Below are 22,974 nucleotides of genomic sequence, written 5' to 3'. Positions count from 1 at the left end.
GGAGCTCAGTCCTTGGTGCGCCGCCGGAACAGTGCGGCGGCCGCCAGATATCCGGCCAGCGCGATCCCGGCGCACCACAGCACGGCGAGCAGCGCGCTGTTGCCGATCGGCGTGCCCATCAGCAGTCCGCGCACGGTTTCGATGACCGGGGTCACCGGCTGATTTTCGGCGAACCAGTGCAGCGCCGTGGGCATCGACTCCGGCGGCACGAACGCGCTGCTCACATAGGGCAGGAACATGAAGATGAAGGTGAACCCGTTGGCCGCCTCCGGATTCTTGGCCAGCACGCCGAGCGCCGCGGCCACCCAGGACAGCGCGAAGATGAACATCGCGATGACGCCGAGCGCGCCGAGCCAGTGCAATGGGTCGGAGGTCGGCCGGAAGCCGAGCGCGACCGCGACCACGATGACGATTCCGGTGGTGATCATGTTGCGGAGCAGGCTCTCCACCACATGTCCGGTGAGTACCGCGGTCCGCGAGATGGCCATGGTGCGGAACCGGTCGATGATGCCGTTGGTGAGGTCGGTGGTGAGGCTCGGTGCGGTGATGCCGGCCCCGAATCCCGCGCACAGCAGGATGATTCCGGGCACCACGTAATCGATGTACGGACCTGGTCCGACGTCGATCGCGCCGCCGAAGACGTAGACGAACATGAGCAGGATCACGATCGGCAGCGCGATCGTCATGATCATCGAGTCGGGGCTGCGCAGCGTGTGCCGGATATTGCGATCGAGCATGGTGCCCGCGTCGACGGCGGACCGGGTGAGTGTGGTCATGTCTGGTTCCTTGGGTCGGTCACGCGGCGGTCTTGGCCGGATGACCGGTCAGCGCGAAGAAGACGTCGTCGAGATCCGGTACATGCACGGTGACCTGTTCGACGGCGATATCGAGTTCGGCGAAGCGGTTGAGCAGCTTGCGCACCTCGTCCGCGTGCCCGTCGGAGGGCACCTGCAGGGTCAGCTGCTCCGGATCCGCCTGCCCGTCGACAACCTGTCCGGCCGCGGCGAGCGCGTCCGGTCCGCCGAAGCGCAGCAGCAGGTGCCCGCCCGGCGCGAGCCGTTTGAGTTCGGCGGGTGTGCCCTGGGCGACGATCTTTCCGTTGTCCAGCACCGCGATTCGATCCGCGAGCTGGTCGGCCTCCTCCAGGTACTGCGTGGTGAGGAAGACGGTGGCGCCGTCGGCGGCGAGCCGCCGGATGACCTGCCACAGGTCGCGCCGGCTGCGTGGATCGAGGCCGGTGGTGGGTTCGTCGAGGAAGATGATGCGCGGGCGGCCCATCAGGCTCATGGCCAGGTCGAGGCGGCGGCGCATGCCGCCGGAGTAGGTCCCGGCGCGCCGGTCGGCGGCCGCGGTGAGGTCGAAGCGTTCCAGGAGCTCGGCGCTGCGCGCGCGGGTTTCGGCGCGCTCCAGGTGCAGGAGCTTGCCGGTGAGCCGCAGATTCTCGGTGCCGGTGAGCACCTCGTCGACGGCGGAGTACTGCCCGGTGACGCCGATGAGCCCGCGCACGGCGTCGGCCTCGCGCAGCACGTCGTGGCCGAAGACACGGGCCTCGCCCGCGGTGGGTTCGCTGAGGGTGGCGAGAATCCGGACCAGCGTGGTCTTGCCCGCGCCGTTCGGTCCCAGCAGGGAAAAGATCGTTCCGGGGGCGACCTCGAGATCGATGCCGTCGAGCACGGTGTGCGCGCCGAAGGACTTGCCGAGCCGGTGGACCGCGAGTGCGGGCGGTGGGTGAGGGGACATCAGGAAGGCTCCGATCCAAAACTGTGTATGCACTAAACTCAGTTTATAGGGTAAACAGTTAATGTGCGCAAGGGCAGACTTGGAGCGGGGACCGCGTGCGCGGCCCGGATTCGTGGCGCGCAGGATTGGACGCACGCGCCGGTGGCGCGTGGTGCAGGAGAGGAGTGCGGAGTCGATGGCGACACCTGGGGATGCGGCGATACCGAAGTCGCTGGCGCTGTTGTGGGGGCTGGACGCGGCCGGGGAGCGCGGCCCCAAGCGCGGGCTCAGCCTCGACCAGATCCTGGATACCGCAATCGGAATCGCCGACGCGGAGGGCTTGGCGGCGGTCTCGATGGGGCGCATCGCCAAAGAACTCGGCTTCACCGCCATGTCGCTGTACCGCTATGTCGACAGCAAGAAGACCTTGTTCGAAATGCTGCTGGACCGGGTCATCGGACTACCGCCGGAGACGGTGCCCGGCCGGCCGTGGCGGGACGGCCTGCGGCGCTGGGCGCAGGCGGAGTACGAGAGCATCGAGCGGCACCGATGGTGGCTCGACCTCACCATGAACGACCCGCCGATGGGGCCGAACAATATGGCGTGGCTGGAGGCCGGGCTGGCCGCGCTCGACGGAACCGCGGTGCCGCCGCCCATCCGCATGCAGCTGGTGATGAACCTGACTTTCTACGTCATGGGCCGGGCCCGGGTGGGTCGCAGCATCAACCCGGACGAGGGGGAGGACGAAGACTACGACGCGGTGCTCGCGCGCCTCATCGATCCGCAGCGCTTCCCCCACGTGGTCGCGACCTTCGCCCAGTGGCCCTACGACGAAGACGAAATCGACTGGCAGCAACTCGATTTCACCTTCGGCCTGGAGCGGATGCTGGACGGCTACGAAAGCTTCATCCGCTCCTTCGAGACCTAGACGGACAGATCCCGCCGCAGCTTCGCGACGTGCCCGGTGGCCCGGACGTTGTACTGGGCGACCTCGATCTTGCCGTTCTCGTCAACCAGGAACGTGGAGCGGATGACGCCGACGACGGTCTTGCCGTACATGGTCTTCTCGCCGAAGGCGCCGTAGGCGGACAGCGCCGTCTTGTCCGGATCCGACAGCAGCGGGAAGGTCAGTTTCTCGGCGTCGCGGAACTTGGCGAGCTTGGCCGGCTTGTCGGGGGAGATGCCCAGGACCTCGATGCCCGCACCCTCGAGCTCGGCGAGGTTGTCGCGGAAGTCGCAGGCCTGCTTGGTGCAGCCCGGCGTGCTCGCGGCCGGGTAGAAGTACACGATCACCTTGCGGCCGCGGTAATCGGCGAGGGAGACCTCGGTGCCGTCGGCATCGGGCAGTGTGAACGCGGGGGCGGTATCGCCGGGGGAGAGTCGTTTGTCGGTCACGTCGAGCACGGTAACCCAACCCGCCGACAGCAGCCCGATACACTCGTCTGCAAATCCGAAGGAGGACACAAGAGTGGCGAAGGATACCGAGCGGATCGAGCGGGAGATCGAGCTGGCCCGCACCCGGCTGGCGAGCACGCTCGACGAGATCGCAGTGCGCGCCGATCCGCAGCGGATCGCCGATGACACCAAGCACATGGTGCTGGCGAAGCTGAACGAACCCAAGGTGAAGTACAGCCTGATCGGCGCGGGCGCGGTGGTGGTCGGCCTGGTGCTGGTCAAGGTCTTCCGCCGCTGAGCCGGAACCGCAAGCGCGGCAACAAAAAACACCCGGTGTGAAACACCGGGTGTTTTCGTTTGAGCGGTATCAGACCGTCGGGCAGGCGAATCCATCGCCGTCCGGATCCAAATGCGGGCCGTAGCCCTGTTCCCCACGGAAGAGGGGAGCGCGACCGGCGGCCTTGGCCTCTTCGCAGTTGCGGAAAGCGCCTCCGGCGGAACCGGTCTGGGACAGGCCCGCCGATCCGGTCGCGGCGGAGCCGGTATCGATCGCGGAGGAACCGGTGCCCGAGGAACCGGTGGGGTTGGCCATGGCGGCGGGCGCCGCGAGGAGCGTCAGGCCCGCGACGGCGACGTTGACGGTGAGCCGGCGAACGTTCATGTATTCCTCTGTGTCTACTGCGGTTGGGGAGTGACGCGCTGCGAAATTTGCATGACGCCGCCCAACACTGTTGTGACGCACCGCGCTCTTGTCAACCGCGGGCGATGTGGACAACTGCGTGTTCAGTCCGCGGTCCACGGTCTGACAGGCGGTTTCACCCACAGTATTTTCTCTTCGGCGCAAGCTCTTCCGGCGGCCGGATGGCCCGGGTTGCGCGCCGCCCAGGCGGCTTTCTCGTCGAGCAGCCGGGCTGCCACGGTCCAGGTTTCGCCGGTACTCGGCGGGTTGGTATCGGCGGCCCGGGCGAGTTTGCGCAGCGTCGCGGCGGGCAGGTCCAGCAACTCCGCGCCGGAGATATCGCGGTCCCACAGGTAGGTGGCCAAGCGCCGCGCCTTCTCGACGCGTCGGCTGACCGACATGTCGGAGTGCGCGTAGTCATCGGCCATCGGCGCAGTCTATGCCGGAAGCCCCGGACCAAACCAGTGGTCGCGGGGCTTCCGGAGAGCTGTGTAATTGTTTGTTCAGTTGTCGATGAATCAGTACGCCGAGTTGACGTTGTCCATCGAGCCGTAGCGGTGCGCGGCGTAGTTGCAGGCCGCGACGATGTTGGCGACCGGGTCCCAGACATCGAACGGGGTGCCGGCGACGTGGTACGCCTGGAAGGTCGGGTCGATCGTCTGCAGCAGGCCCTTGGACGGGATGCCCATGGCGGCATTGGAGTCCCACAGGTTGATCGCGGCCGGGTTGCCGGCCGATTCCCGGATGATGTTCCGGTAGATGCCCTCGTAGCTGCCGGGGATGTTGTTGGCCTTCATGATGTCGAGCGCCTCGCGGATCCAGCCGTCGAGGTTGTCCGGGTAGGAGGGCGCCGGCGCCGGAGCGGCGGCAGCGGCCTTCTCCACGACCGGGGCTTCGGCCTTGGCGGCCGGGGCGGCCACAGCGGCGGCCTGCGCCGGCTTGGCCTCGGAGATCATGGCGACACGCGAGGGAACGCTATCGTCGGCCACCGACACCGCGGACGATGCGGCGACGGCCACGATGCCCGCGGCGGCCACTGCGAAGGTGACGCCTTCGCGGAGGTTCTTACGTCGGATGGAAGAAAGCTTCATTACGTAGTCGGTTCCTTGTTCGGGGACATGGTCGATCCGGCCGCGCGGCAGCGCGGATCCTTGGCGAGCTACCATCGAGGTGGTTCGCCGCAGAGCTGTGCTGTTGTGAGGTTTGGTTGTGGGGGAACCTTGTCCCCGGACACGACGGCGTCGCGCGGATCTCCTCGTCACACCGACGGGGAGGTTGACTCGGAATGGGGATCGCGAGCTGGATGCTCGTTCCGCCAACCGCAGCAGGATCAGTATCTTGTCCTAGCCGAAGCGGTTCATTTCCGAATGGTGTTTGTATAACTCCTCGGGCTTACCAACTTCAGGTCTGTTTGCGACCTCGTTACAGAGTGATCACAGATGTTGAACACAAGGTGAACGAGAGGTGAACAGAAGGTCGTGTCGATCTTGGAACGCACTGGCCAGAGGCTATGAAACCGTAGCTGCGCGGGGAGTTTGCCGAAAATAAACCCGTGCTCTGGGTCACAAAAAAAGTTGGATCGAATGCCTTGCGGAATGGGTATACGGGCGTGTCGATGTCCGAATTGGGGTGATTGAGGCGGTCCGGTAACGAACTGGTCGACCGTCCAATGTCACGATTTTGTCGCGATCGCCCGATTCGCTGTTACCCTCGGGCCTGCTCGATACCCCGGGAACGAGAAAAGCTCATGCTCGCCGTGAGCATGAGCTTGTTCTAGTGGGTGCGCCATCAGGGACTCGAACCCCGAACCCGCTGATTAAGAGTCAGCTGCTCTGCCAATTGAGCTAATGGCGCGTGCTCCTGGCCCGGTGCGCTAGGCGCTCCGTTCCGGTGCGGGACAAACATTAACAGGAGGAAGCGCCAGATGTGAAATCGCCTGGTGAGCGGCATTTTCGGTGGCCCCGAACGAGTGCGGGCAAGTTGCTGCCCAGAGGTGTTAACAACGGACGGGTTTGGACGTATCTATCCGGTGTACCTCCGACGTGTCGGGGCGGTATTCGCGTTGGATCGGGCCGGTCGGGCTGGCAGAATGACGGGCACGTGGTCTCGACCGATCCCGCCGGCGCGGTGGGTTGAGCTGTGCAGTCGGTTTGGATCCGAAGCCATCGGCGCCTTGGCGAACGGCGTCGGGACTTGAAACGGGGTTGGATTATGCGCGTTGGTCGTGGTCGGTCGGTACGGATGCTCAGTGGACCTCTGGTCTTGCTCGCGGTGGCGACGCTGGGTCTTTCGGCATGCTCGTCGTCGGAGAGCACCGGATCGTCGGTGGCGATCGACCGGAACCCGATGGCCGAGCTGATCAAGCCGAAGCTGGTCGCGCCGGTGAAGAACGGTGACGTGGGTGTGTCGCCGGCCATGCCGATGACCTTCAAGGTCGAGGACGGCAAGTTCACCAACGTGCAGCTGGTCAATGCCGAGGGGCGGCCGGTCAGCGGCAAGCTGGGCGGCGACGGCCAGACCTGGGAGACCACCGAGGTGCTCGGCTACGGCAAGACCTACAAGCTCAAAGCCGACGCGATCGGCCTCGGCGGTGCGAACTCGGCGGCGATGAGCTTCACCACCAGCTCGCCCGGCAACCAGACCAAGCCGTACCTGATGCCGGGTGAGGGCGAGGTCGTCGGCATCGGCCAGCCGGTGGCGATCCAGTTCGACGAGAACATCCCGAACCGCAAAGCCGCTCAGGATGCCATCACGATCAAGACCGAGCCGCCGGTCGAAGGCGCGTTCTACTGGGTGAACAACCGCGAGGTGCGCTGGCGGCCCGAGCACTTCTGGGCGCCGGGCACCAAGGTCACCATCGACGTCAATGTCTACGGCAAGGATCTCGGCAACCGGCTGTTCGGCCAGGACAATCTGACCTCGCACTTCATCGTGGGCGACGCGATGGTCTTCACCGCGGACGACACCACCCACATGGTCACGGTCGAGAAGAACGGTCAGGTCATCAAGGAGATGCCGACCTCGATGGGCAAGAACGCCACACCCACCGACAACGGCATCTACATCGTGGCCGACCGGCACGAGAAGATGATCATGGATTCGTCGACCTACGGTGTCGCGGTCGGTTCCCCGGACGGCTACCGGACGCCGGTCGACTACGCCACGCGAATCTCCTACAGCGGCATCTTCTTCCACTCGGCGCCGTGGTCGCTGGGTGCGCAGGGCAGCTACAACGCCAGCCACGGTTGCCTGAACTTGAGCCCGGCGAACGCGCGATGGGTGTTCGACAACGCCAAGCGCGGCGACATCACGATCGTCAAGAACACCGTGGGCGGGACGCTGTCGGGCGTGGACGGCCTCGGTGACTGGAATGTCCCGTGGCAGGAATGGAAGGCGGGCAACGCCGATATCGGCTAGCCCCCACCACGCGCCCCCTGGAGGCGGAGAAAGGCCCTCAGCGTCCGCGCTGGGGGCCTTCTTGTTGGACGCCTAATCCGCTGATTAGGGGTCAGCAGGCATCTGCTGGGGCGCTAGGGGATGTTGGGGCCAGGGGTGCCCGGGCAGGTGAGGTTGGCGTTGAAGGCGCTGCCGACGGCGGCGCAGATCAGCGGACCCCCGAACAGGAGCCGTTCCAGGGCGGCGCCGGAGCCGGATTCGCCGGAGCCGGTGGTGGTGGCCCCGCCCGAGGAGCCGCCGGACGAGCCGGTGGACGCGCTGCCGGTGCCGGCACTGGTATCGGCGACCGCAGACGCGGTCCCGGAGAGCAGTGTGGCGCCGACGAAAGCTGCGATAACCGCGGAACGCATCACGAAACTTGTGTCTCTCTGGTCGTGCGGCAGTGTCTCCGTGACACCACCTCCCCTGAAAATCGGAGTGTACGGAGCCGCGTATCCGTCCGGGCCAGAATCAGGAGAATGCATGTTTCACAAATCTTGACGTGCGGAAGCTTTTGCGGCGCAAAGTGTATGAGCCCGCAGCGCGGGGCTGAGGACGAGAAAACGGCGGACGTCAGCGGCCGTGGTGGGCAATGATGATCTCCGTGCCGTTCGTTCGTAGTCCGCTTCCTTGGCGGCGGATGCGTGCCGCTACTGGCTGGGTTCTGTACGTCGCGGCAGTCATTGGGATCACCACGTGGCTGATTACCGGACCTGACGTTGAACTGTCCAGCTGGCGCGCCGGGATCGTGGGCATGGGAATCGCGATGCTGGGGATTCCGCTGGCGGTGCGGGGCATGCGGAGCCGGCCGGGCCCTGATCAATCAGCGCATCTCGACGAGCTCACCGAAACCCTCGCCGTGGCGGTGGGGGCGCAGTGGCGAGACGAGGAGAAGTTCCGGCGCGTGCACGGGACCCTGGCATTGAAAACCCGCTGGGTCAACGGCCCCGACCGCCTCCAAGATCGATGGGAGCACATTCACGGTTCGGAGAGTCAGAACACGCCGATCGATCTGAGTGGCCAGCTCGAGCAGATCATCGACGTCTTCGAGCGCGTACCGTCCGGTCGGCTCGTCGTGCTCGGGAAGGGTGGGGCGGGCAAGACCATCCTGGCTTCGCAGTTCCTGTTGCAGTCGCTCGAACGCAGGGCTCGAGGTCTTGGTGGGCCGGTGCCGGTCCTATTCGCCTTGTCGTCGTGGGATCCTGAAACAACCTCGCTGCGCACCTGGTTGGAAGGTCAGCTGGGGGAGATCATCTCGCCGTATCTGGCGGCGGACAACGCTCAAGGGAAGTCTCCCGCTGCCCGGCTTCTCGAGAATCAGCGAATCATCCTCGTGCTCGACGGATTCGACGAGATTCTGCCCGCTTCGAGGCAGAGCGCTGTCGAACGCATCAACGAGGCGCTTCATCCGGGAGACCGGCTTCTGCTGACCAGCCGGCCCGAGGAATACGCGGCTGCCGTTGCTCAGGGAGTGCCCGAAGGCGCGGCAGTAGTCGAGATGGTCCAACTCACACCTGCGCAGATCATCACCCACCTGCCACTCAGCGTTCCCAAAAGTGCCAACGTGCCGAACAAATGGGACCCGGTCCTGAACAGCGCCCGGACGCAACCCCGGCACCGGGTGCTACTGGCCGTTCTGGCGACGCCGTTGATGCTTGGGCTGGCGCGGACGATATACAGCAAAACCGACGCCGACCCGGCGGAGTTGCTGACGATCCTCGATCAGCGGGCGGGAGAACCCGTCGACGAACTGAGACGCGCTCTGGAATTGCGGTTGCTGGACGGGTTCATTCCCGCTGTCTACTCGCGCACCTACCGTCGCCTGATGCCGAACCTGCGGCCTTATAGCGTCGAGGACGCGGCGAGGTGGTTCGGATTTCTGGCTCGCCATCTGCAGGCCAGGAATACGAAGGACCTGGCCTGGTGGCAGCTGATTTTCGCGGTGCCCAAGCTGGTGGTCGGTGTGGCCGCGGGCGCTACCATCGCGCTGACGGTATGGCTGGCGGTGGGTTTCGTCGGATGGGCCGGTGCATGGCAAGGCAGCCCTGGCCGAGCGGCCTGGCTGACCGCGACTCTGGTCGGCGGATTGATCTGCGGGATCGTCGGTGGCCTCCTGATGGGGCAGGGACGCGGCATTCGGCGCACCCCTGCGCGGGTGCGTTTGCGGGCGCAGGGGCGTGGCGGTGAGATCGTCCGGGATGTGCTCGGCCAGCTGCGGAGCTGGCGCACCAGAGTATGGGTCCTGGTCTGGACACTAGGTGGCGCGATCTTCGGTATTTTGCCGGCAGGGTCCTACGAGGTCGTGCTGATCGGCTGTGCGGCAGGCATTTTCGCGGGCTCCGGCACCTGGCTGGTCGTCGCGCTGATCCGGGCGATGGCGGTTCCGATCGATCCGAAGGAAGCGATGAGCCCGCGCAACCTGCTCCGCATCGACCGGTCGACTGCGCTACGACAAGGTCTCGGCGTCGGAGCGGGCGGCGCGTGCGCGTTCTGGTGCATGATGTGGTTCGCATTCGAACCAGCGTTCGGGCTCGGCTTCAACGATGTCCTCGGCGACGGCCGATGGGTACTCGGATGGTGGCTGACCCTCTGTGCTGGGCTGCTCAGCTGGGCTCTCTTCTTCCCGGTGTGGGGCCCGTGGTGTATCGCTCGTGTCTACCTGCCGCTGCGCCGCAAGATCCCATGGAAAACGATGACGTTCCTCGATGACGCGCACCAGTCGGGTGTCCTGCGGCGGGTGGGCGGTCTCTATGAATTCCGCCATAGTCAGTTGCGTGACCAGCTCGCCGACCCGTGAAAGCAAAGACCCCGGTCAGAATCGCTTCTGACCGGGGTCTGGCCGGGGTGGCCGACGGGACTCGAACCCGCGACAGCCAGGATCACAACCTGGTGCTCTACCAACTGAACTACGGCCACCATTGCCGGTGAATCACCGGCGCGATAGATATTAGCGTGTGTACCCCGCTAGGCCCTAATCGGCGTCCGTGGCGCCGTTGAGCTGGGCCGATTCGGTCGTGCTCGCGGCCACGCCGCTCACTTCGGCGGCGATGGCGGCGATCTCGGTGGTGGACGGGCCGGGGGGTGCGACGAACGCGGTGCGCCGGTAGTACTCCAGTTCCCGGATGGATTCCTTGATGTCGGCCAGGGCGCGATGGGCCAGGCCCTTCTCCGGCTGGCCGAAGTAGATGCGCGGGTACCAGCGGCGGCACAGTTCCTTGATCGAGCTCACGTCGATCATCCGGTAGTGCAGGTGCTTGTCCAGCGCGGGCATGTCGCGGGCCAGGAAGCCGCGGTCGGTGGCGATCGAATTGCCCGCCAGCGGAGCGGTTCCCGCCAGCGGGATGTACTCGCGGATGTAGTCCAGCACCTGCTGCTCGGCCTCTTCGAGGGTGACGGTCGAGCGGCGCACCTCGTCGGTCAGGCCGGACTTGGCGTGCATGTCGGCGACCACCGGGGGCATCGCCGCGAGCGCCGCGTCATCGGCGTGGATGACGATATCCACGCCCGCACCGAGAATGTTGAGGTCGCTGTCGGTTACGAGCGCGGCTACCTCGATCAGCTTGTCGCCGTCGAGACGCAGGCCGGTCATCTCGCAATCCATCCACACCACTAGTTTGTCGGACACCCCGGCAACACTAGTAGGAACCGCCCCGCTGGTTGCTGCCGACGCCACCGCGCTTTACCGGGTCCGAAGGTGGGCCGCGGGGATAGAGTTGCGGAAATCTGTATGCGGTCCAGCTCCATGTTTCGGTGCAAGCGTTTTCGGTAAGACAGCCAACCCGCGCTAGCGGGGGTCAGACCAGACGGAGGACGTGCGATGACCAGCCCCCAGGAGAAGGCCGCGGCGGCGCGGGCGGCCGCCGAGGAAGCCGCGCGGGTCGCGGCCGAGGCGCAAGCCGCCGCCGAGGCGGCCGAGCGCGAATTGGGCGAGCAGCAGACCGCGGCAACCACGACGGCCCGCGCGGAGGAGACGGCGGCGAAGGCGTCGGCAGTGGCCGAGCAGCAGGCTGTGACGTCGGAGGTGGCTGCCGCCGGAGCGCCGCAAGCACAGGAGATCGCCGCCGGCTACGCCTTCGAGGGGGCAGCGCTCGAGCTGGGCACGGTGGTGATCGATGGCAACGTGGATCCGACCGCGCTGGTACGGATTCCGTTACGCACGCTGAACCGGCACGGTCTGGTCGCGGGCGCCACCGGCACCGGTAAAACGAAGACGTTGCAGGGGATCGCCGAGCAGTTGTCGCGGGCTGGTGTGCCGGTGGTGATGGCCGACATCAAGGGCGACCTGTCCGGGCTGACGGTGCCGGGGGAGCCGAACGAGAAGCTGGCCTCGCGGGCTGCAGAGACCGGCGCCAAGGACTGGTCGCCGGGCGGGTTCCCGACCGAGTTCGTGTCACTGGGCACCGGCGGCGTCGGGGTGCCGATTCGGGCCACCATCACCGCATTCGGGCCGGTGCTGCTCAGTAAGGTGCTGGGGCTCAACGACACTCAGGAGTCCACGCTCGGGCTGATCTTCCACTGGGCCGATCAGCAGGGACTCGCGCTGCTGGATCTGAAGGATCTGCGCGCGGTCATCACGCACCTGACGAGTCCCGAGGGCAAGGAGGATCTGAAGGGCATCGGCGGGGTGTCGGCGCAGACGGCGGGGGTGATCCTGCGGGCGCTGGTGAACCTCGAGAGCGAGGGCGGCGACACCTTCTTCGGTGAGCCGGAGCTGGATCCGGCGGATCTGGTCCGGACCACCGGCGGTCAGGGTGTGATCACCCTGTTCGAACTTGGCGCGCAGGCGGCCCGCCCGGTGATGTTCTCCACGTTCCTGATGTGGGTGCTGGCCGACCTGTTCCAGACGATGCCCGAGGTCGGCGATGTCGACAAGCCGAAGCTCGTCTTCATCTTCGACGAGGCGCACCTGCTCTTCGCCGACGCCTCGAAAGCCTTCCTGGATCAGGTGCAGCAGACGGTGAAGCTGATCCGTTCGAAGGGCGTCGGGGTGTTCTTCTGCACCCAGTTGCCCACGGACATCCCGAATTCGGTGCTCTCGCAGCTGGGCGCGCGTATCCAGCACGCCCTGCGCGCGTTCACCCCGGACGATCAGAAAGCGCTGTCGAAGACTGTCCGCACCTATCCCAAGACCGGCGCGTACGACCTGGAGAAGGCGCTCACCTCCCTGGGCACCGGCGAGGCGATCGTGACGGTCCTGTCGGAGAAGGGCGCGCCGACGCCGGTGGCGTGGACCAGGATTCAGCCGCCGCGCTCGCTGATGGACACCATCGGCGAGGACGGCATCCGCTCCCGCGCCCTGTCCAGCTCGCTGTATGCCAAGTACGGCCAGACCATCGACCGCGAATCCGCCTCGGAGATCCTGGCCCGGAAAATGGAGGCGGCGATTCAGGACGCACCGCAGGCGCCCGCGCCGTCGGGCCGCTCGCGTCAGGCCGAGGACGACAGCGCGGCCGAGCGAATCATGAAGAATCCCGCGGTGAAGAGCTTCCTGCGCTCGGCGGCGACGGCGGCCGGTCGCGAGATCAGCCGCAGTATTTTCGGCACTCGCCGGCGCTAGCGCACACCGATCCACCTCCCGCGTGGGCGATTTGCGGCATTGATCCCGTTATGATGCTGCGCTGGGAGGTGGATCTTGTCTGCAGGTCTATGGATTGCGGTGCTCGCGCTCGCGGTCATCGGGTTCGTCGTCGCGGTGTGGCTGGCGATCCGGAGTAAGCGCCGGGGCCGGCTGGGCGTCATGTGGGGTGGGATCGCCGGTGCGCTCGTGGCGCTGCTGGTGCTGGGCGGCGGGGCGATCGGATTGGTCAACGCGCTCAACCCCACCGAGCCGGGGCCCTATATCGCCAAGCACTATCAGCGTGCGGCCCAGCTCGACGATCGGCTCGGCGGCAAGGTGTACACCACCGGCAAGACGGTGGACCAGGTGGAGCGGGCGGTCTCCAAGGCCGTGAAACCGGTTGCGACGCATCGCGGCCGGGACAACACCGTGTACCTGCGCTACGACCAGTGGCTGGTCGTGGTGAGCGCTGCCGCCGGCAGCACGAAGATCGATCTCGATTCCTACGACAACGGGTATCGGCGTCACCGCAGTGGCCTGGCGGATTCGAACTGGCCCTCATCCTCTACCGCCTCCAGTTCCAACGGCGGCAACAACTCTGGCAAGTAGCAGTACAACAGCTAGGAGAAGTACATGGTCGCCGATCTGGTCCGCGACGGCGGTGCGGCGCTGGCCTACAGTGCCATCGGAATCGCGCTGATAGCACTGGGATTCGTGCTGGTAGACGTGATCACCCCGGGTAATCTGCGGCACCAGATCTGGGTGGATCGCAATCCGAACGCGGCGTTGCTCGCCGCCTCGAATGTGCTCGGCGTGGGAATCATTGTGGCCATGGCGATCTGGACCTCCGACGGCAGCATCGGCCGCGCGCTGGCCGCCAGCGTCGTGTACGGGCTGATCGGCCTGGCCGTGATGGCGATCGCGTTCGTGCTGCTGGATCTGCTGACGCCCGGGAAGCTGGGTGAGTTGCTCGTCGACGACAGCGCGGGGCGGAATCCGGCGGTGTGGGTGTCGGCGGCGCTGCACATCGCGGTGGCGCTGGTCGTCGCCGCGGGCCTGTCCTAGATGTCGCTGACCCGGCGCGCGGCCCGGCTCGGGCTGCTGCTCACGGTATTCATCTGCGCGGCTTGTGGATTGGTCTACGAGCTGGCGCTGGTGACGCTCGGCAGTTTCCTCATCGGCGACACCGCGGTGCAGGCGTCGATCGTGCTCAGCGTGATGATCTTCGCGATGGGCGTGGGTGCGCTGATCGCGAAGCCGTTGCAGCGTTGGGCGGCACCGGCTTTCGCCGCCATCGAACTGGCTTTGGCCGCGGTGGGCGGGTTTTCGGTGATCGTGTTGTACTCGGCCTTCGCCTGGCTGAAGATCTACACCGGTGCGCTGGTGGTGGTGGCCTTCGTGATCGGGCTGCTGGTGGGGGCGGAGATTCCGCTGCTGATGGTGTTGTTGCAGCGGATTCGGCAGCAGGCCGCCGGGTCCGCGGTGGCGGATCTGTTCGCGGCCGACTACATCGGAGCGTTGCTGGGCGGCTTGGCTTTTCCGTTCCTGCTGTTGCCGGCGTTCGGTCAGGTGCGGGGGGCGCTGGTGGTCGGCGCGGTGAACGCCGTGGCCGGACTCGTCTTGGTGTTCACCCTGTTCCGGCGGGAGCTGGGGGCGCTCGCTCGCGGGTTTCTGACCGTGGCGGCGGTGCTGGTCAGCGTCGCGCTGGGCGGGAGTTATCTGTACGCCGACCGTTTCGAGGCCACCGCCGAGCAGGCGCTGTTCGCCAATCCGATTGTGTACAGCGAACAGTCGCGGTATCAGAAGATCGTGGTCACCCAGTCGGCGTCGCCGCTGCGCGAGCTGGACACCCGGTTGTTCCTCAACGGCGATCTGCAGTTCTCCTCGGTCGACGAGTACCGCTATCACGAGGCGCTGGTGCATCCGGCGCTGGCGCAACGGCGCGGGCACGTGCTCGTCCTGGGCGGCGGTGACGGGCTGGCGCTGCGCGAGATCCTCACCTATCCCGATGTCGAGCGGGTGACGCTGGTCGAGCTGGATCCGGCCGTGGTGCGGCTGGCGCGCACCTTCCCGGCGCTCACCGACCTCAACCGCGCCGCCTTCGACGATCCCCGCGTCACCGTGGTCAACGCCGATGCCTTCGGCTGGTTGCGGGACTGCGGTTGCCGTTTCGACGCGATCGTCGTGGACTTTCCAGACCCCGATCAGACCTCGATCGCCAAACTGTATTCGCGTGAGTTCTACGGATTGCTCACTCGGGCACTGGAACCCGGCGGCGCGGCGGTGATCCAATCCGGGTCGCCGTTCTACGCGCCGAACTCCTTCTGGTGTATCGAGGCCACCGTGCGCGCCGCGGGGCTTCAGACCCAGCCGTACCACCTGAACATTCCCAGCTTCGGCGACTGGGGGTTCGTGCTGGCCACCCGCGACGCTCCGCCGCGACTGCACTTGCCGCGCGAGAGTCGCACGCGGTCCCTCGACGACGCGACCCTGGCGGCCGCGACGGTCTTCCCGCCGGACCGGCGCAGCACCGGAGACGCCGTCTCCAGCCTGCTGCATCCGGTCATCTTGGACTACAACCGCCAGGAATGGTCGACCCGCTAGCCGCCGAGCTTCTTGTAGGCCGCGCCGGCGACCACCGAGGTGAGGGCGCGCGGACCGTACTGGCCCGCCAGGCTCATCCCCTTGCTGATCAGGCCGGGGACGACGCGCATCTTGTTCTTGGCGAGCGCGTCGATGGTGATCTTGGCGGTGTGTTCGGCGGTGACCCAGATGAATTCCGGAATCTTGGTGCTTACCTCGTCCTGATCCGGATTGTCGGTGCGCACCGGACCCGGCGCCAGCAGCGTGACGTGCACGCCGTGCTCCTTCATCTCCCCGCGCAGCGACTCCGCCCAGGTGTTGGTGAAGGCCTTGGACGCGGCGTAGGTCGCGTTGTTCGGGATCGGCATATTGCCCGCCGCCGACCCGGTGACCAGGATGCCGCCGCTGCGCCGCGCCACCATGTTCGGCAGCACCGCCAGCGACAGGTCCTGCACCGCCACCGCGTTCAATTCCATGATGGCGCGCTCATAGTCCAGATCCAGCTTCGCCAGCGGCCCGAACGTGGCCACTCCGGCGTTGTTGACCAGAATCGCGATATCCCGCTCGGCCAGTTCCCGCACCAGCGGTTGCCGCGCCTCCCGATCGGACAGATCCACCGCCCGCACCTCGGCGGTGATCCCATGCGCCAGCGTCAGCCGCTCGGCCAACCCGGTCAGCAGCTCACCCCGCCGCGCGACCAGGATCAGCGAATACCCGCGCGCGGCCAGTTCGGCGGCCAGCGCCATGCCGATGCCGGAGGAAGCGCCGGTGACGACGGCGCGATTCTCGGAAGTAGGAGAAGGCAAGCTCACGATGGGGAGCCTAGTGCGGTGTAGCGCGGCCGGTCCGGCCCGCCCATACGCTGGACCGGTGAGCAGCTACTTGCGGAGCTTGTTCAGGGCGGCGCGGGCCTGGCGCTCGAAGGTCGACTGCACGAAGTTGCGGTCGATCGGGGCGTTGGAGGTGAGGTGGGCTCGGAGGGTTAGGCAGACGTTGTCGTCTCGGACGTAGAGGTCGTAGTTCTCGACGTGGGGGGTTTCGAACTGGATTTCATGGATGAAAGAGGCTGCTTCGCCGAGGCCGGGGATCGGTCCCCGCTGGACCTTGGCGGAGGGCGGGGCGAGGTTGCCGGCGATGCTCTTCTCGCAGAGGGTGGTGCTGGTGGTGGTTTCGGTCGCGAAGTCGACGCGGAGTTGCAGGGACGGGCCGCCGAGGACGATCCCGGGGTTGGTGGTCGCGGCGACGTAGTCGGCGTCGCAGCGGAGGTAGCCGCCGCCCAGGTAGGTGGGTTTGTCGGACAGGGCGCGTGGTTGCTTGTCGAGCCGGGGGCTCCACGGGGCCATGGTGGTTGGGTCGAGCAGGGCGCAGGGGTCGTCGACCGCGACGAAGACGTAGGTTCCCCGCGTCGGTTCGGGCGTCGGTTCGGCCGGTGTCGCGGCGGGTGAATTCGCTTGCGGGTCATCCGATCCCGGCCGCAGCAGAATCCACGCGGCGGCGAGAACCAGGGCGAATACCAGGATGACGATCCCGGCGATGAGCAGCGGCCCGTGCTTCGACGGCGGCGGGCCGTACGGCGGCGGGTAACCGCCCTGGGGGTAGGGGGTTTGGGGGCCGTAGCCGCCGGGCGGGGGATAGGGGTTGCCCGGATGGGGCTGCTGCTGATTGCCGTACATGGTGCTCCCCCTCGATACCACGACTACCGCAGTGATCGTAATCGGATGTGCCGCATCGGGATGCGGCACATCCGACTCGGTCAGAGCTTGGCGGCCAGGCGGGTGCCCTGGTCGATGGCGCGCTTGGCGTCCAGTTCGGCGGCGAGTTCGGCGCCGCCGATGAGGTGCAGGTTGACGCCGGCGCCGCGCAGCGGTTCTTCGAGATCGCGGACGGATTCCTGGCCGGCGCAGATGATGACGTTGTCGACCGGGATCAGCTGGGGGCGTTCGCGTTTCTCGCCGAAGCTGACGTGCAGGCCGTGGTCGTCGATGCGCTCGTAGTTGACGCCGCCGACATGGTCGACGCCCTTGGCCTTGAGGGCGGCGCGGTGCACCCAGCCGGAGGTCTTGCCGAGATCCTTGCCGAAGGCGGAGGTCTTGCGTTGCAGCAGCACGACTTCGCGGGCGGCGGGGGAGGGCTTGGGCGTGGCGAGCTGGCCGGGGGCCTGCTCGTCGTCGGCGTCGACGCCCCACTCCTCCTTCCACTCGTCGAGCTTGAGCGTGGGATGGCCTTCGACAGTGAGGAATTCGCTGACGTCGTAGCCGATGCCGCCGGCGCCGATGACCGCGACGCGCTTGCCGACCGGCTTGCCGTCGCGCACCAGTTCGGCGTAGGACAGCACCATCGGGTGATCGATGCCGGGGATGTTGGGGATCCGCGGCTTCACCCCGGTGGCGAGGATGACCTCGTCGTACCGGCCGGCGATCAGTTCCTCGGCGGTGACCCGCTTGTTCAGGTGCACGGTGACGCCGTGCACTTCGAGCATCCGGGTGTAGTACCGGATGGACTCGTTGAACTCTTCCTTGCCGGGGATGCGGCGGGCGATGTCGAACTGGCCGCCGATCTTGTCGTCGGCCTCGAAAAGGTCGACGTGATGGCCTCTTTCGGCGAGCGAGACGGCCGCGGAGAGCCCGGCCGGGCCCGCGCCGACGACGGCCATCCGCTTGGCGCGGCGGGTCGGCAGCAGCTTCAGCTCGGTCTCGTGACCGGCGCGCGGGTTGAGCAGGCAGGAGACCGTCTTGTGCTGGAAGGCGTGATCGAGGCAGGCCTGGTTGCAGGCGATGCAGGTGTTGATCTCGTCGACCCGGTTCTGCTGGGCCTTGTTCACCCATTCCGGATCGGTGAGGAACGGGCGCGCGAGCGAAATCAGCTGGGCGTCACCGCGCGTCAGGATCTCCTCGGCGATCTCGGGCATGTTGATGCGGTTCGACGCGCACACCGGAATGCCGACCTGCTTGGTGATCTTCGCGGTGAACTCGACGAACGCCGCCCGCGGCACCGAGGTGACGATGGTGGGCACCCGGGCCTCGTGCCAGCCGATATCGGTGTTCAGGATGTTCGCCCCGGCGGCTTCGAGTTCCTTTGCCAGCGCGACGATCTCGTCGAAGGTCTGGCCCTTCTCCACCAGCTCGGCCATGGACAGGCGGAACACGATGATGAAGTCCGGCCCGACCGCGGCCCGGGTGCGGCGCACGATCTCCACCGCGAGCCGGCGCCGGTTCTCCGGCGAGCCGCCCCACTTGTCCTTGCGCTTGTTGGTGCGCGGCGCGAGGAACTGGTTGATGAAATAGCCTTCACCGCCCATGATTTCGCAGCCGTCGTACCCGGCGAACTGGGCCAGCTTCGCGCAGCGGGCGTAATCGTCGATGGTCTGCTCGACGCCCTTGGCCGAGAGCGCGCGCGGCCGGAACGGATTGATCGGCGCCTTGATCGAGGAGGCGGAAACACTGCCGGGCATATAGGAATAACGGCCGGCGTGCAGGATCTGGATGGCGATCTTGCCGCCCTCGTCGTGCACCGCCTTGGTGATGGCGCGGTGCCGGTAGGCCTCGGTCTTGTTGGTCAGCTTCGCGCCGAAGGGCAGCAGCCAGCCGGTGCGGTTGGGCGCGTAACCGCCGGTGATGATCAGGCCGACGCCGCCGCGCGCGCGTTCGGCGAAGTAGGCGGCCAGGCGGTTGGTGTCCCAGGCGCGGTCTTCCAGGCCGGTGTGCATCGAGCCCATCACCACGCGGTTGCGCAGTGTGGTGAAGCCGAGATCCAGCGGCTCGAACAGGTGGGGGTATGTGCTCATGGGTGAGCTCCACTTTCTCCATCGTTGGCCACGCGCGGGGCTGACGCGCGCGGACGCAGGGCTTGCAATATCTCGTCGCACCATTCGACGAACCCCGCCTCGACGCGGATGCCGCCGCGCAGGACGAGGTACTGGTGCAGGGGCGTGCCGGACAACAGCTCCGGCGCGGGGAAGTCTTTCTTCTCCAGCAGGCGGTACACCTCGAGCCGCTGCGCGTGCTGGTCGCGCTGGCGAGCGACCTCGGTGCACAGGGCCTCGATATCGCCGTGCGCGGCGGCGCGGATCTTCACGCCGAACTCGCTGCGCGGCAGATCGGTGCTGGAGGGTTCGGCGATCCAGCGCGCCAGTTCGGCACGGCCGGCCTCGTTGACGGAGTAGACCTTCTTGTCGGGCTTGCCGTCCTGGGCCACGGCCTCGCCGTCCACCCAGCCGGACTCCTCCATGCGCTTGAGCACACGGTAGATCTGCTGGTGGGTGGCGCTCCAGAAGTAGCCGATGGACTTGTCGAAGCGGCGCGCCAGCTCATATCCGGAGCCGGCGCGCTCGGTCAGCGATACCAGCAGGGCATGCTCGAGTGCCATGCCGACAGGGTAGCCGTGACACCCGGTACTATGCAACTAGGTGCATACGCGTGCCGGGGGCCGGGTTTCAACCCCCATCCGCTCGGCTCCGCCATTAAGCTCCGGCCCATGACGGAGGTGAACGCCGAGGCGCCTGACCCGTTCGAGCGACCTGGCAAGCAGTCGCCAGCGGTTGGTCAGGCCGCCGGGCGCAAGCAAGTGGTGTCGTGGGCGCTGTGGGATTGGGGGTCCTCCGCATTCCACGCCGTGATTCTGACCTTCGTCTTCTCGGTGTATCTGGTAAAAGAGGTCGGCGAGGATCTGCCGGGCAGTATTTCGCCCGGGGCCTGGCTGGGTTTCGCGCTCGGCATCTCGGGTTTCGTGGTCGCGGTGACCGCGCCGGTGGCCGGCCAGTGGTTCGACGCGTCCGCGAAACGCAAACTCTCCCTTGCCGTGCTGACCGGGATCACCGTCCTGGCCATGGTCGCGCTGTTCTTCGTCCGGGACGACCACCGCTACCTGTGGCTGGGCCTGGCGCTGCTGGCGATCGGTTCGGCCGCCTTCGAGTTGTCCAACGTGCCCTACAACGCCATGCTGCGGCAGGTCTCCACGCCGGAGACGGTCGGCCGGGTCTCCGGATTCGGCTGGGCCATGGGCTATTTCGGCGGCATCTTCCTGCTGCTGGCCTGCTATCTCGGTTTCATCTCCGGAGACGGTGAGCAACGCGGCCTGTTCGGTGTGCCGACCGCGGACGGGTTGAACATTCGCCTGGTAGCCGTGCTCGCGGCGGTCTGGTTCGCGTTGTTCGCGTTGCCGGTGCTGTTCGCCGTGCCCGAATTGCCGCGCACCGCGGCCGATCCCGGGGCCGCGCGCGCCGGATTCTTCGCGTCCTACAAGCTGCTCTGGCGCGATTTGCGCGGGCTCTGGATCGTCGACCGGCGTACGGTCGGCTTCCTCATCGCCAGCGCCATCTTCCGGGACGGCCTGGCCGGTGTCTTCACCTTCGGCGCGGTGCTCGCGGTGCAGGTCTACGGCTTCACCGACGCCCGTGTGCTGCTGTTCGGCATCGCCGCGAATGTGGTCGCGGCGCTTGGCGCGATCGTGGCGGGCAGATTCGACGACCGGCTCGGTCCGAAGCTCGTGATCGTGGTGTCGCTGGCGTCGATGCTGGTGTGGGGCACCGTGCTGCTGTTCGTCTCCGGGCCGTTGATGTTCTGGATCTTCGGGTTGCTGCTCACCATTTCGGTGGGCCCCGCCCAGGCTTCGGCCCGTTCGTTCCTGACCCGGCTGGCGCCGCCGGGACGCGAGGGTCAGTACTTCGGGCTCTATACGACCACCGGGCGGGCCGCTTCCTTCCTCGCTCCCACGCTGTTCGGTGTCTTCGTCGCGGTGTTCGGCGGGGACGGGGACGGTGCGGAACGGGTCGGGATCATCGGGCTGCTGCTGGTGCTCGGCGTAGGACTGGCCGCGTTGCTCGCGGTCCCGCCGCCGGGCCGGGAACCGGTCGACGCGATCGACCTCGGTGCCGCGATGGACGCGAATGACTCGTCCGGCTCGATCGAGTCGCACGGCTCGGCCGACTCGTCCGGCTCGATCGGATCGATCGACTGACGCGCCGAAACCCCGCCGGATCCGCGGCGGGGCAACGACTTCCGGCGGTCAGTCGGTCTTGGGAGTAGCGCGGGTTCCGACGATCACGCACGGGACGCCGTTGGCCAGCACCGAGAAGATCACCGGCATATAGCCCTCGCTGAAGGACGGGCCCGCACCCGTTCCCGCCCACACGGTGTTCCCGGTGGCGGCGTCGACGCTGACCGGAGTCAGGTCGATGCTCAGCGGCGGAGACATGCCGGCCATCGAGTCGACGAATTCGTAAAGCATGTGCGGCTTTCCGTCCTGCGCGCTGACGGTGACCACCACACCGGCGCGCTTGTAGGTGCCGGTATACGGGGCGATGTCGATCGCCGGCGGGTTCGCCGGGGGCGCGAACGGGGCGGGCATGGTCACCTCGGCCAGCTCGGCCAGCAACTCCCGGAACAGGTCGGAGTAGAGCTGCCGGGCGCCGCCGCCGTTGGTGAGCAGCACGATCGCCATCTTCGCCGACGGGATGACGCGCAGATAGCCGTACTGCCCGATGGCCGCGCCGTCGTGCCCGAAGCCGCCGACGCCGTTCCAATTGTTGAGCACCCAGCCCAGGCCCTGGCCGTCACCGCTGACGGTCCACTTGTCGGGGCAGTCGACCTCGCGCCGCTGCATCGCTGCCGTCGCATCGGCGCTCAGCACGCGGGTACCGTCCTCGGCGAGTCCACCGGCGAGGTGCATCTGCGCGAAGCGCGCCATATCGCCCGCGCTGGAGATGATCCGGGCCGCCGGCGCCACCGAGCGCGGCATCAGGTCCCACTCCGGAGCCGGATCCGGGTCAACTCCCGGTTCACCCAAATGGCTCATCGCGGTCCGGAACTTCAGGGCCTGTTCGGGGAGTGTCACCGTGCGCTCCAGGCCCAGCGGCTGGGCCAGGCGCTCGAGGACGGCTTGATCCCAGGTCAGGCCGGTGAGCACCTCGATCATGCGGCCCATCACCACGTAGCCGACGCCGCCGTAGGAGAAGGTGGTGCCCGTGGGGCAGTCCTGCGGTACTTCGCGGGCGGCTTCGACAAACTTGGCCAGGCAGTCGTCCCCGCGGCCGGAGTCGTAGTTGAAGTCGTTGGTCAATCCGGCGGTGTGCGAGAGCAATTGGCGGGTGGTGATGGTCTTGGTGGCTTCCGGATCCGGGACCGCGAACTCGGGGAGCACGTCGATCACCGGGGCGTCGAGGTCCAGCTTGCCCTCGTCGACCAGCTGCATGATCATCGTCGCGGTGTAGACCTTGGCGATCGAGCCGCAGAGGAACACCGAGTCGGTGGTGACCGCCGCGCCGGTGCCACGGTGCAGGACGCCGCTGGCGAGTTCGTGGACCTCGCCGTCGATGATTACCGCGAGGGCCGCGCCGGGAACGTGGTGCGCCGCGCGCAACTTGTCCAGCCGGTCCTGCCAGTGCGCTGAGGCGAACCGGGACAGCGGATTCGCGGACTTCTGATTCCCCCAGTCGCCCTTGACTTCCCAGTTGCCGTTCTGATCCCAGCTGACGTTCTTGCTCATGGTCTTGCCTTCCCTGGCTCCGCTGCGGTTCGCCTTTGCGAACGCTGTTCCCGTGTGATGAACACTGTACGCACATGCGAACACTGTGCGCAAGAGGGCGTCGAAAAGCGGTGAGCGTGCGCCC

At 66.9% G+C, this 22,974-nt stretch carries 22 protein-coding genes and 2 tRNA genes; 9 read left to right on the top strand and 15 right to left on the bottom strand.

Going from position 1 to position 22,974, the window contains the following annotated elements; all coding sequences use genetic code 11:
- Positions 1-5: 5 nt before the first annotated feature.
- Both AB0M14_RS08225 and AB0M14_RS08220 read right to left on the bottom strand, forming a co-directional pair.
- Complete coding sequence (locus AB0M14_RS08225; protein ID WP_364990380.1) at positions 6-776, bottom strand: ABC transporter permease; 771 nt, start codon at positions 774-776, stop codon at positions 6-8.
- 19 nt (positions 777-795) lie between these two features.
- Positions 796-1,740: an ATP-binding cassette domain-containing protein gene (locus tag AB0M14_RS08220; protein WP_364990377.1), complete on the bottom strand. Its 945-nt coding sequence runs from the start codon at positions 1,738-1,740 to the stop codon at positions 796-798.
- Between the two features lie 175 nt (positions 1,741-1,915).
- Between AB0M14_RS08220 and AB0M14_RS08215 the strand changes: the two genes are divergently transcribed.
- Positions 1,916-2,647, top strand: coding sequence for a TetR/AcrR family transcriptional regulator (locus tag AB0M14_RS08215; RefSeq protein WP_364990374.1), 732 nt, complete (start codon positions 1,916-1,918; stop codon positions 2,645-2,647).
- On the opposite strand, the gene bcp is transcribed toward AB0M14_RS08215, so the two are convergent.
- Complete coding sequence (gene bcp, locus AB0M14_RS08210; RefSeq protein WP_364990370.1) at positions 2,644-3,114, bottom strand: thioredoxin-dependent thiol peroxidase; 471 nt, start codon at positions 3,112-3,114, stop codon at positions 2,644-2,646. The genes AB0M14_RS08215 and bcp overlap by 4 nt on opposite strands.
- A gap of 73 nt (positions 3,115-3,187) precedes the next feature.
- On the opposite strand from bcp, the gene AB0M14_RS08205 reads away from it, so the two are divergent.
- On the top strand, positions 3,188-3,412 hold the full coding sequence (locus AB0M14_RS08205; protein ID WP_364990367.1) for a DUF3618 domain-containing protein: 225 nt from the start codon (positions 3,188-3,190) through the stop codon (positions 3,410-3,412).
- 69 nt (positions 3,413-3,481) lie between these two features.
- On the opposite strand, the gene AB0M14_RS08200 is transcribed toward AB0M14_RS08205, so the two are convergent.
- The 4 genes from AB0M14_RS08200 to AB0M14_RS08185 all read right to left on the bottom strand — a co-directional run bounded on the left by AB0M14_RS08200 (position 3,482) and on the right by AB0M14_RS08185 (position 5,647).
- Positions 3,482-3,775, bottom strand: a complete 294-nt coding sequence (locus tag AB0M14_RS08200; RefSeq protein ID WP_364990364.1) for an excalibur calcium-binding domain-containing protein — start codon at positions 3,773-3,775, stop codon at positions 3,482-3,484.
- A gap of 122 nt (positions 3,776-3,897) precedes the next feature.
- On the bottom strand, positions 3,898-4,221 hold the full coding sequence (locus tag AB0M14_RS08195; RefSeq protein WP_364990361.1) for a hypothetical protein: 324 nt from the start codon (positions 4,219-4,221) through the stop codon (positions 3,898-3,900).
- A 90-nt stretch (positions 4,222-4,311) separates the two neighbouring features.
- Positions 4,312-4,884, bottom strand: a complete 573-nt coding sequence (locus AB0M14_RS08190) for a transglycosylase SLT domain-containing protein (RefSeq protein WP_364990357.1) — start codon at positions 4,882-4,884, stop codon at positions 4,312-4,314.
- Positions 4,885-5,574: 690 nt separating this feature from the next.
- Positions 5,575-5,647 (bottom strand) — tRNA-Lys (locus AB0M14_RS08185).
- Positions 5,648-6,004: 357 nt separating this feature from the next.
- Between AB0M14_RS08185 and AB0M14_RS08180 the strand changes: the two genes are divergently transcribed.
- Positions 6,005-7,210 (top strand): Ig-like domain-containing protein, encoded by a 1,206-nt coding sequence (locus tag AB0M14_RS08180; RefSeq protein WP_364990354.1) that lies wholly within the window; start codon positions 6,005-6,007, stop codon positions 7,208-7,210.
- Between the two features lie 113 nt (positions 7,211-7,323).
- Here the strand turns inward: AB0M14_RS08180 and AB0M14_RS08175 are convergent, their stop codons facing one another.
- The gene (locus tag AB0M14_RS08175) at positions 7,324-7,599 is read right to left on the bottom strand and encodes a hypothetical protein (RefSeq protein ID WP_364990351.1); all 276 of its coding nucleotides are present in this window, start codon (positions 7,597-7,599) and stop codon (positions 7,324-7,326) included.
- Between the two features lie 221 nt (positions 7,600-7,820).
- Between AB0M14_RS08175 and AB0M14_RS08170 the strand changes: the two genes are divergently transcribed.
- Complete coding sequence (locus AB0M14_RS08170) at positions 7,821-10,025, top strand: NACHT domain-containing protein (RefSeq protein ID WP_364990348.1); 2,205 nt, start codon at positions 7,821-7,823, stop codon at positions 10,023-10,025.
- Between the two features lie 46 nt (positions 10,026-10,071).
- Here the strand turns inward: AB0M14_RS08170 and AB0M14_RS08165 are convergent.
- A tRNA-His gene (locus AB0M14_RS08165) sits at positions 10,072-10,144 on the bottom strand.
- 55 nt (positions 10,145-10,199) lie between these two features.
- Complete coding sequence (gene orn / locus AB0M14_RS08160; RefSeq protein ID WP_364990345.1) at positions 10,200-10,853, bottom strand: oligoribonuclease; 654 nt, start codon at positions 10,851-10,853, stop codon at positions 10,200-10,202.
- Between the two features lie 192 nt (positions 10,854-11,045).
- Between orn and AB0M14_RS08155 the strand changes: the two genes are divergently transcribed.
- The 4 genes from AB0M14_RS08155 (at position 11,046) to AB0M14_RS08140 (ending at position 15,389) form a co-directional block, all read left to right on the top strand.
- The gene (locus AB0M14_RS08155) at positions 11,046-12,785 is read left to right on the top strand and encodes a helicase HerA-like domain-containing protein (protein ID WP_364990342.1); all 1,740 of its coding nucleotides are present in this window, start codon (positions 11,046-11,048) and stop codon (positions 12,783-12,785) included.
- A 75-nt stretch (positions 12,786-12,860) separates the two neighbouring features.
- Positions 12,861-13,394 carry a DUF4247 domain-containing protein gene (locus AB0M14_RS08150; protein WP_364990339.1) on the top strand — a complete coding sequence of 178 codons (534 nt, stop codon included), beginning with the start codon at positions 12,861-12,863 and terminating at the stop codon, positions 13,392-13,394.
- 24 nt (positions 13,395-13,418) lie between these two features.
- Complete coding sequence (locus tag AB0M14_RS08145; protein ID WP_364990336.1) at positions 13,419-13,850, top strand: DUF350 domain-containing protein; 432 nt, start codon at positions 13,419-13,421, stop codon at positions 13,848-13,850.
- Positions 13,851-15,389: a polyamine aminopropyltransferase gene (locus AB0M14_RS08140; RefSeq protein ID WP_364990333.1), complete on the top strand. Its 1,539-nt coding sequence runs from the start codon at positions 13,851-13,853 to the stop codon at positions 15,387-15,389.
- Here AB0M14_RS08140 and cmrA read toward each other — a convergent pair.
- From cmrA to AB0M14_RS08120, 4 genes are all read right to left on the bottom strand, one after another.
- A complete protein-coding gene (gene cmrA / locus AB0M14_RS08135; protein WP_364990330.1) occupies positions 15,386-16,180 on the bottom strand; it encodes a mycolate reductase in 795 nt (264 codons plus the stop codon). The genes AB0M14_RS08140 and cmrA overlap by 4 nt on opposite strands.
- A 66-nt stretch (positions 16,181-16,246) precedes the next feature.
- Positions 16,247-17,041, bottom strand: coding sequence for a hypothetical protein (locus AB0M14_RS08130; RefSeq protein WP_364990328.1), 795 nt, complete (start codon positions 17,039-17,041; stop codon positions 16,247-16,249).
- Between the two features lie 80 nt (positions 17,042-17,121).
- Positions 17,122-19,152, bottom strand: a complete 2,031-nt coding sequence (locus AB0M14_RS08125) for an NADPH-dependent 2,4-dienoyl-CoA reductase (protein ID WP_364990325.1) — start codon at positions 19,150-19,152, stop codon at positions 17,122-17,124.
- Positions 19,149-19,733 carry a PadR family transcriptional regulator gene (locus tag AB0M14_RS08120; RefSeq protein WP_364990322.1) on the bottom strand — a complete coding sequence of 195 codons (585 nt, stop codon included), beginning with the start codon at positions 19,731-19,733 and terminating at the stop codon, positions 19,149-19,151. Before AB0M14_RS08120 ends, AB0M14_RS08125 begins: the two co-directional genes overlap by 4 nt.
- A gap of 108 nt (positions 19,734-19,841) precedes the next feature.
- On the opposite strand from AB0M14_RS08120, the gene AB0M14_RS08115 reads away from it, so the two are divergent.
- A complete protein-coding gene (locus tag AB0M14_RS08115; RefSeq protein WP_364990319.1) occupies positions 19,842-21,323 on the top strand; it encodes an MFS transporter in 1,482 nt (493 codons plus the stop codon).
- A 48-nt stretch (positions 21,324-21,371) separates the two neighbouring features.
- Here AB0M14_RS08115 and AB0M14_RS08110 read toward each other — a convergent pair whose 3' ends face one another.
- Positions 21,372-22,850: a serine hydrolase domain-containing protein gene (locus AB0M14_RS08110; RefSeq protein WP_364990316.1), complete on the bottom strand. Its 1,479-nt coding sequence runs from the start codon at positions 22,848-22,850 to the stop codon at positions 21,372-21,374.
- Positions 22,851-22,974 lie beyond the last annotated feature (124 nt).

The sequence above is a fragment of the Nocardia sp. NPDC051832 genome (assembly GCF_040681285.1).
Lineage (GTDB): Bacteria > Actinomycetota > Actinomycetes > Mycobacteriales > Mycobacteriaceae > Nocardia.
This window is presented reverse-complemented; position numbering and strand designations above follow the sequence as displayed.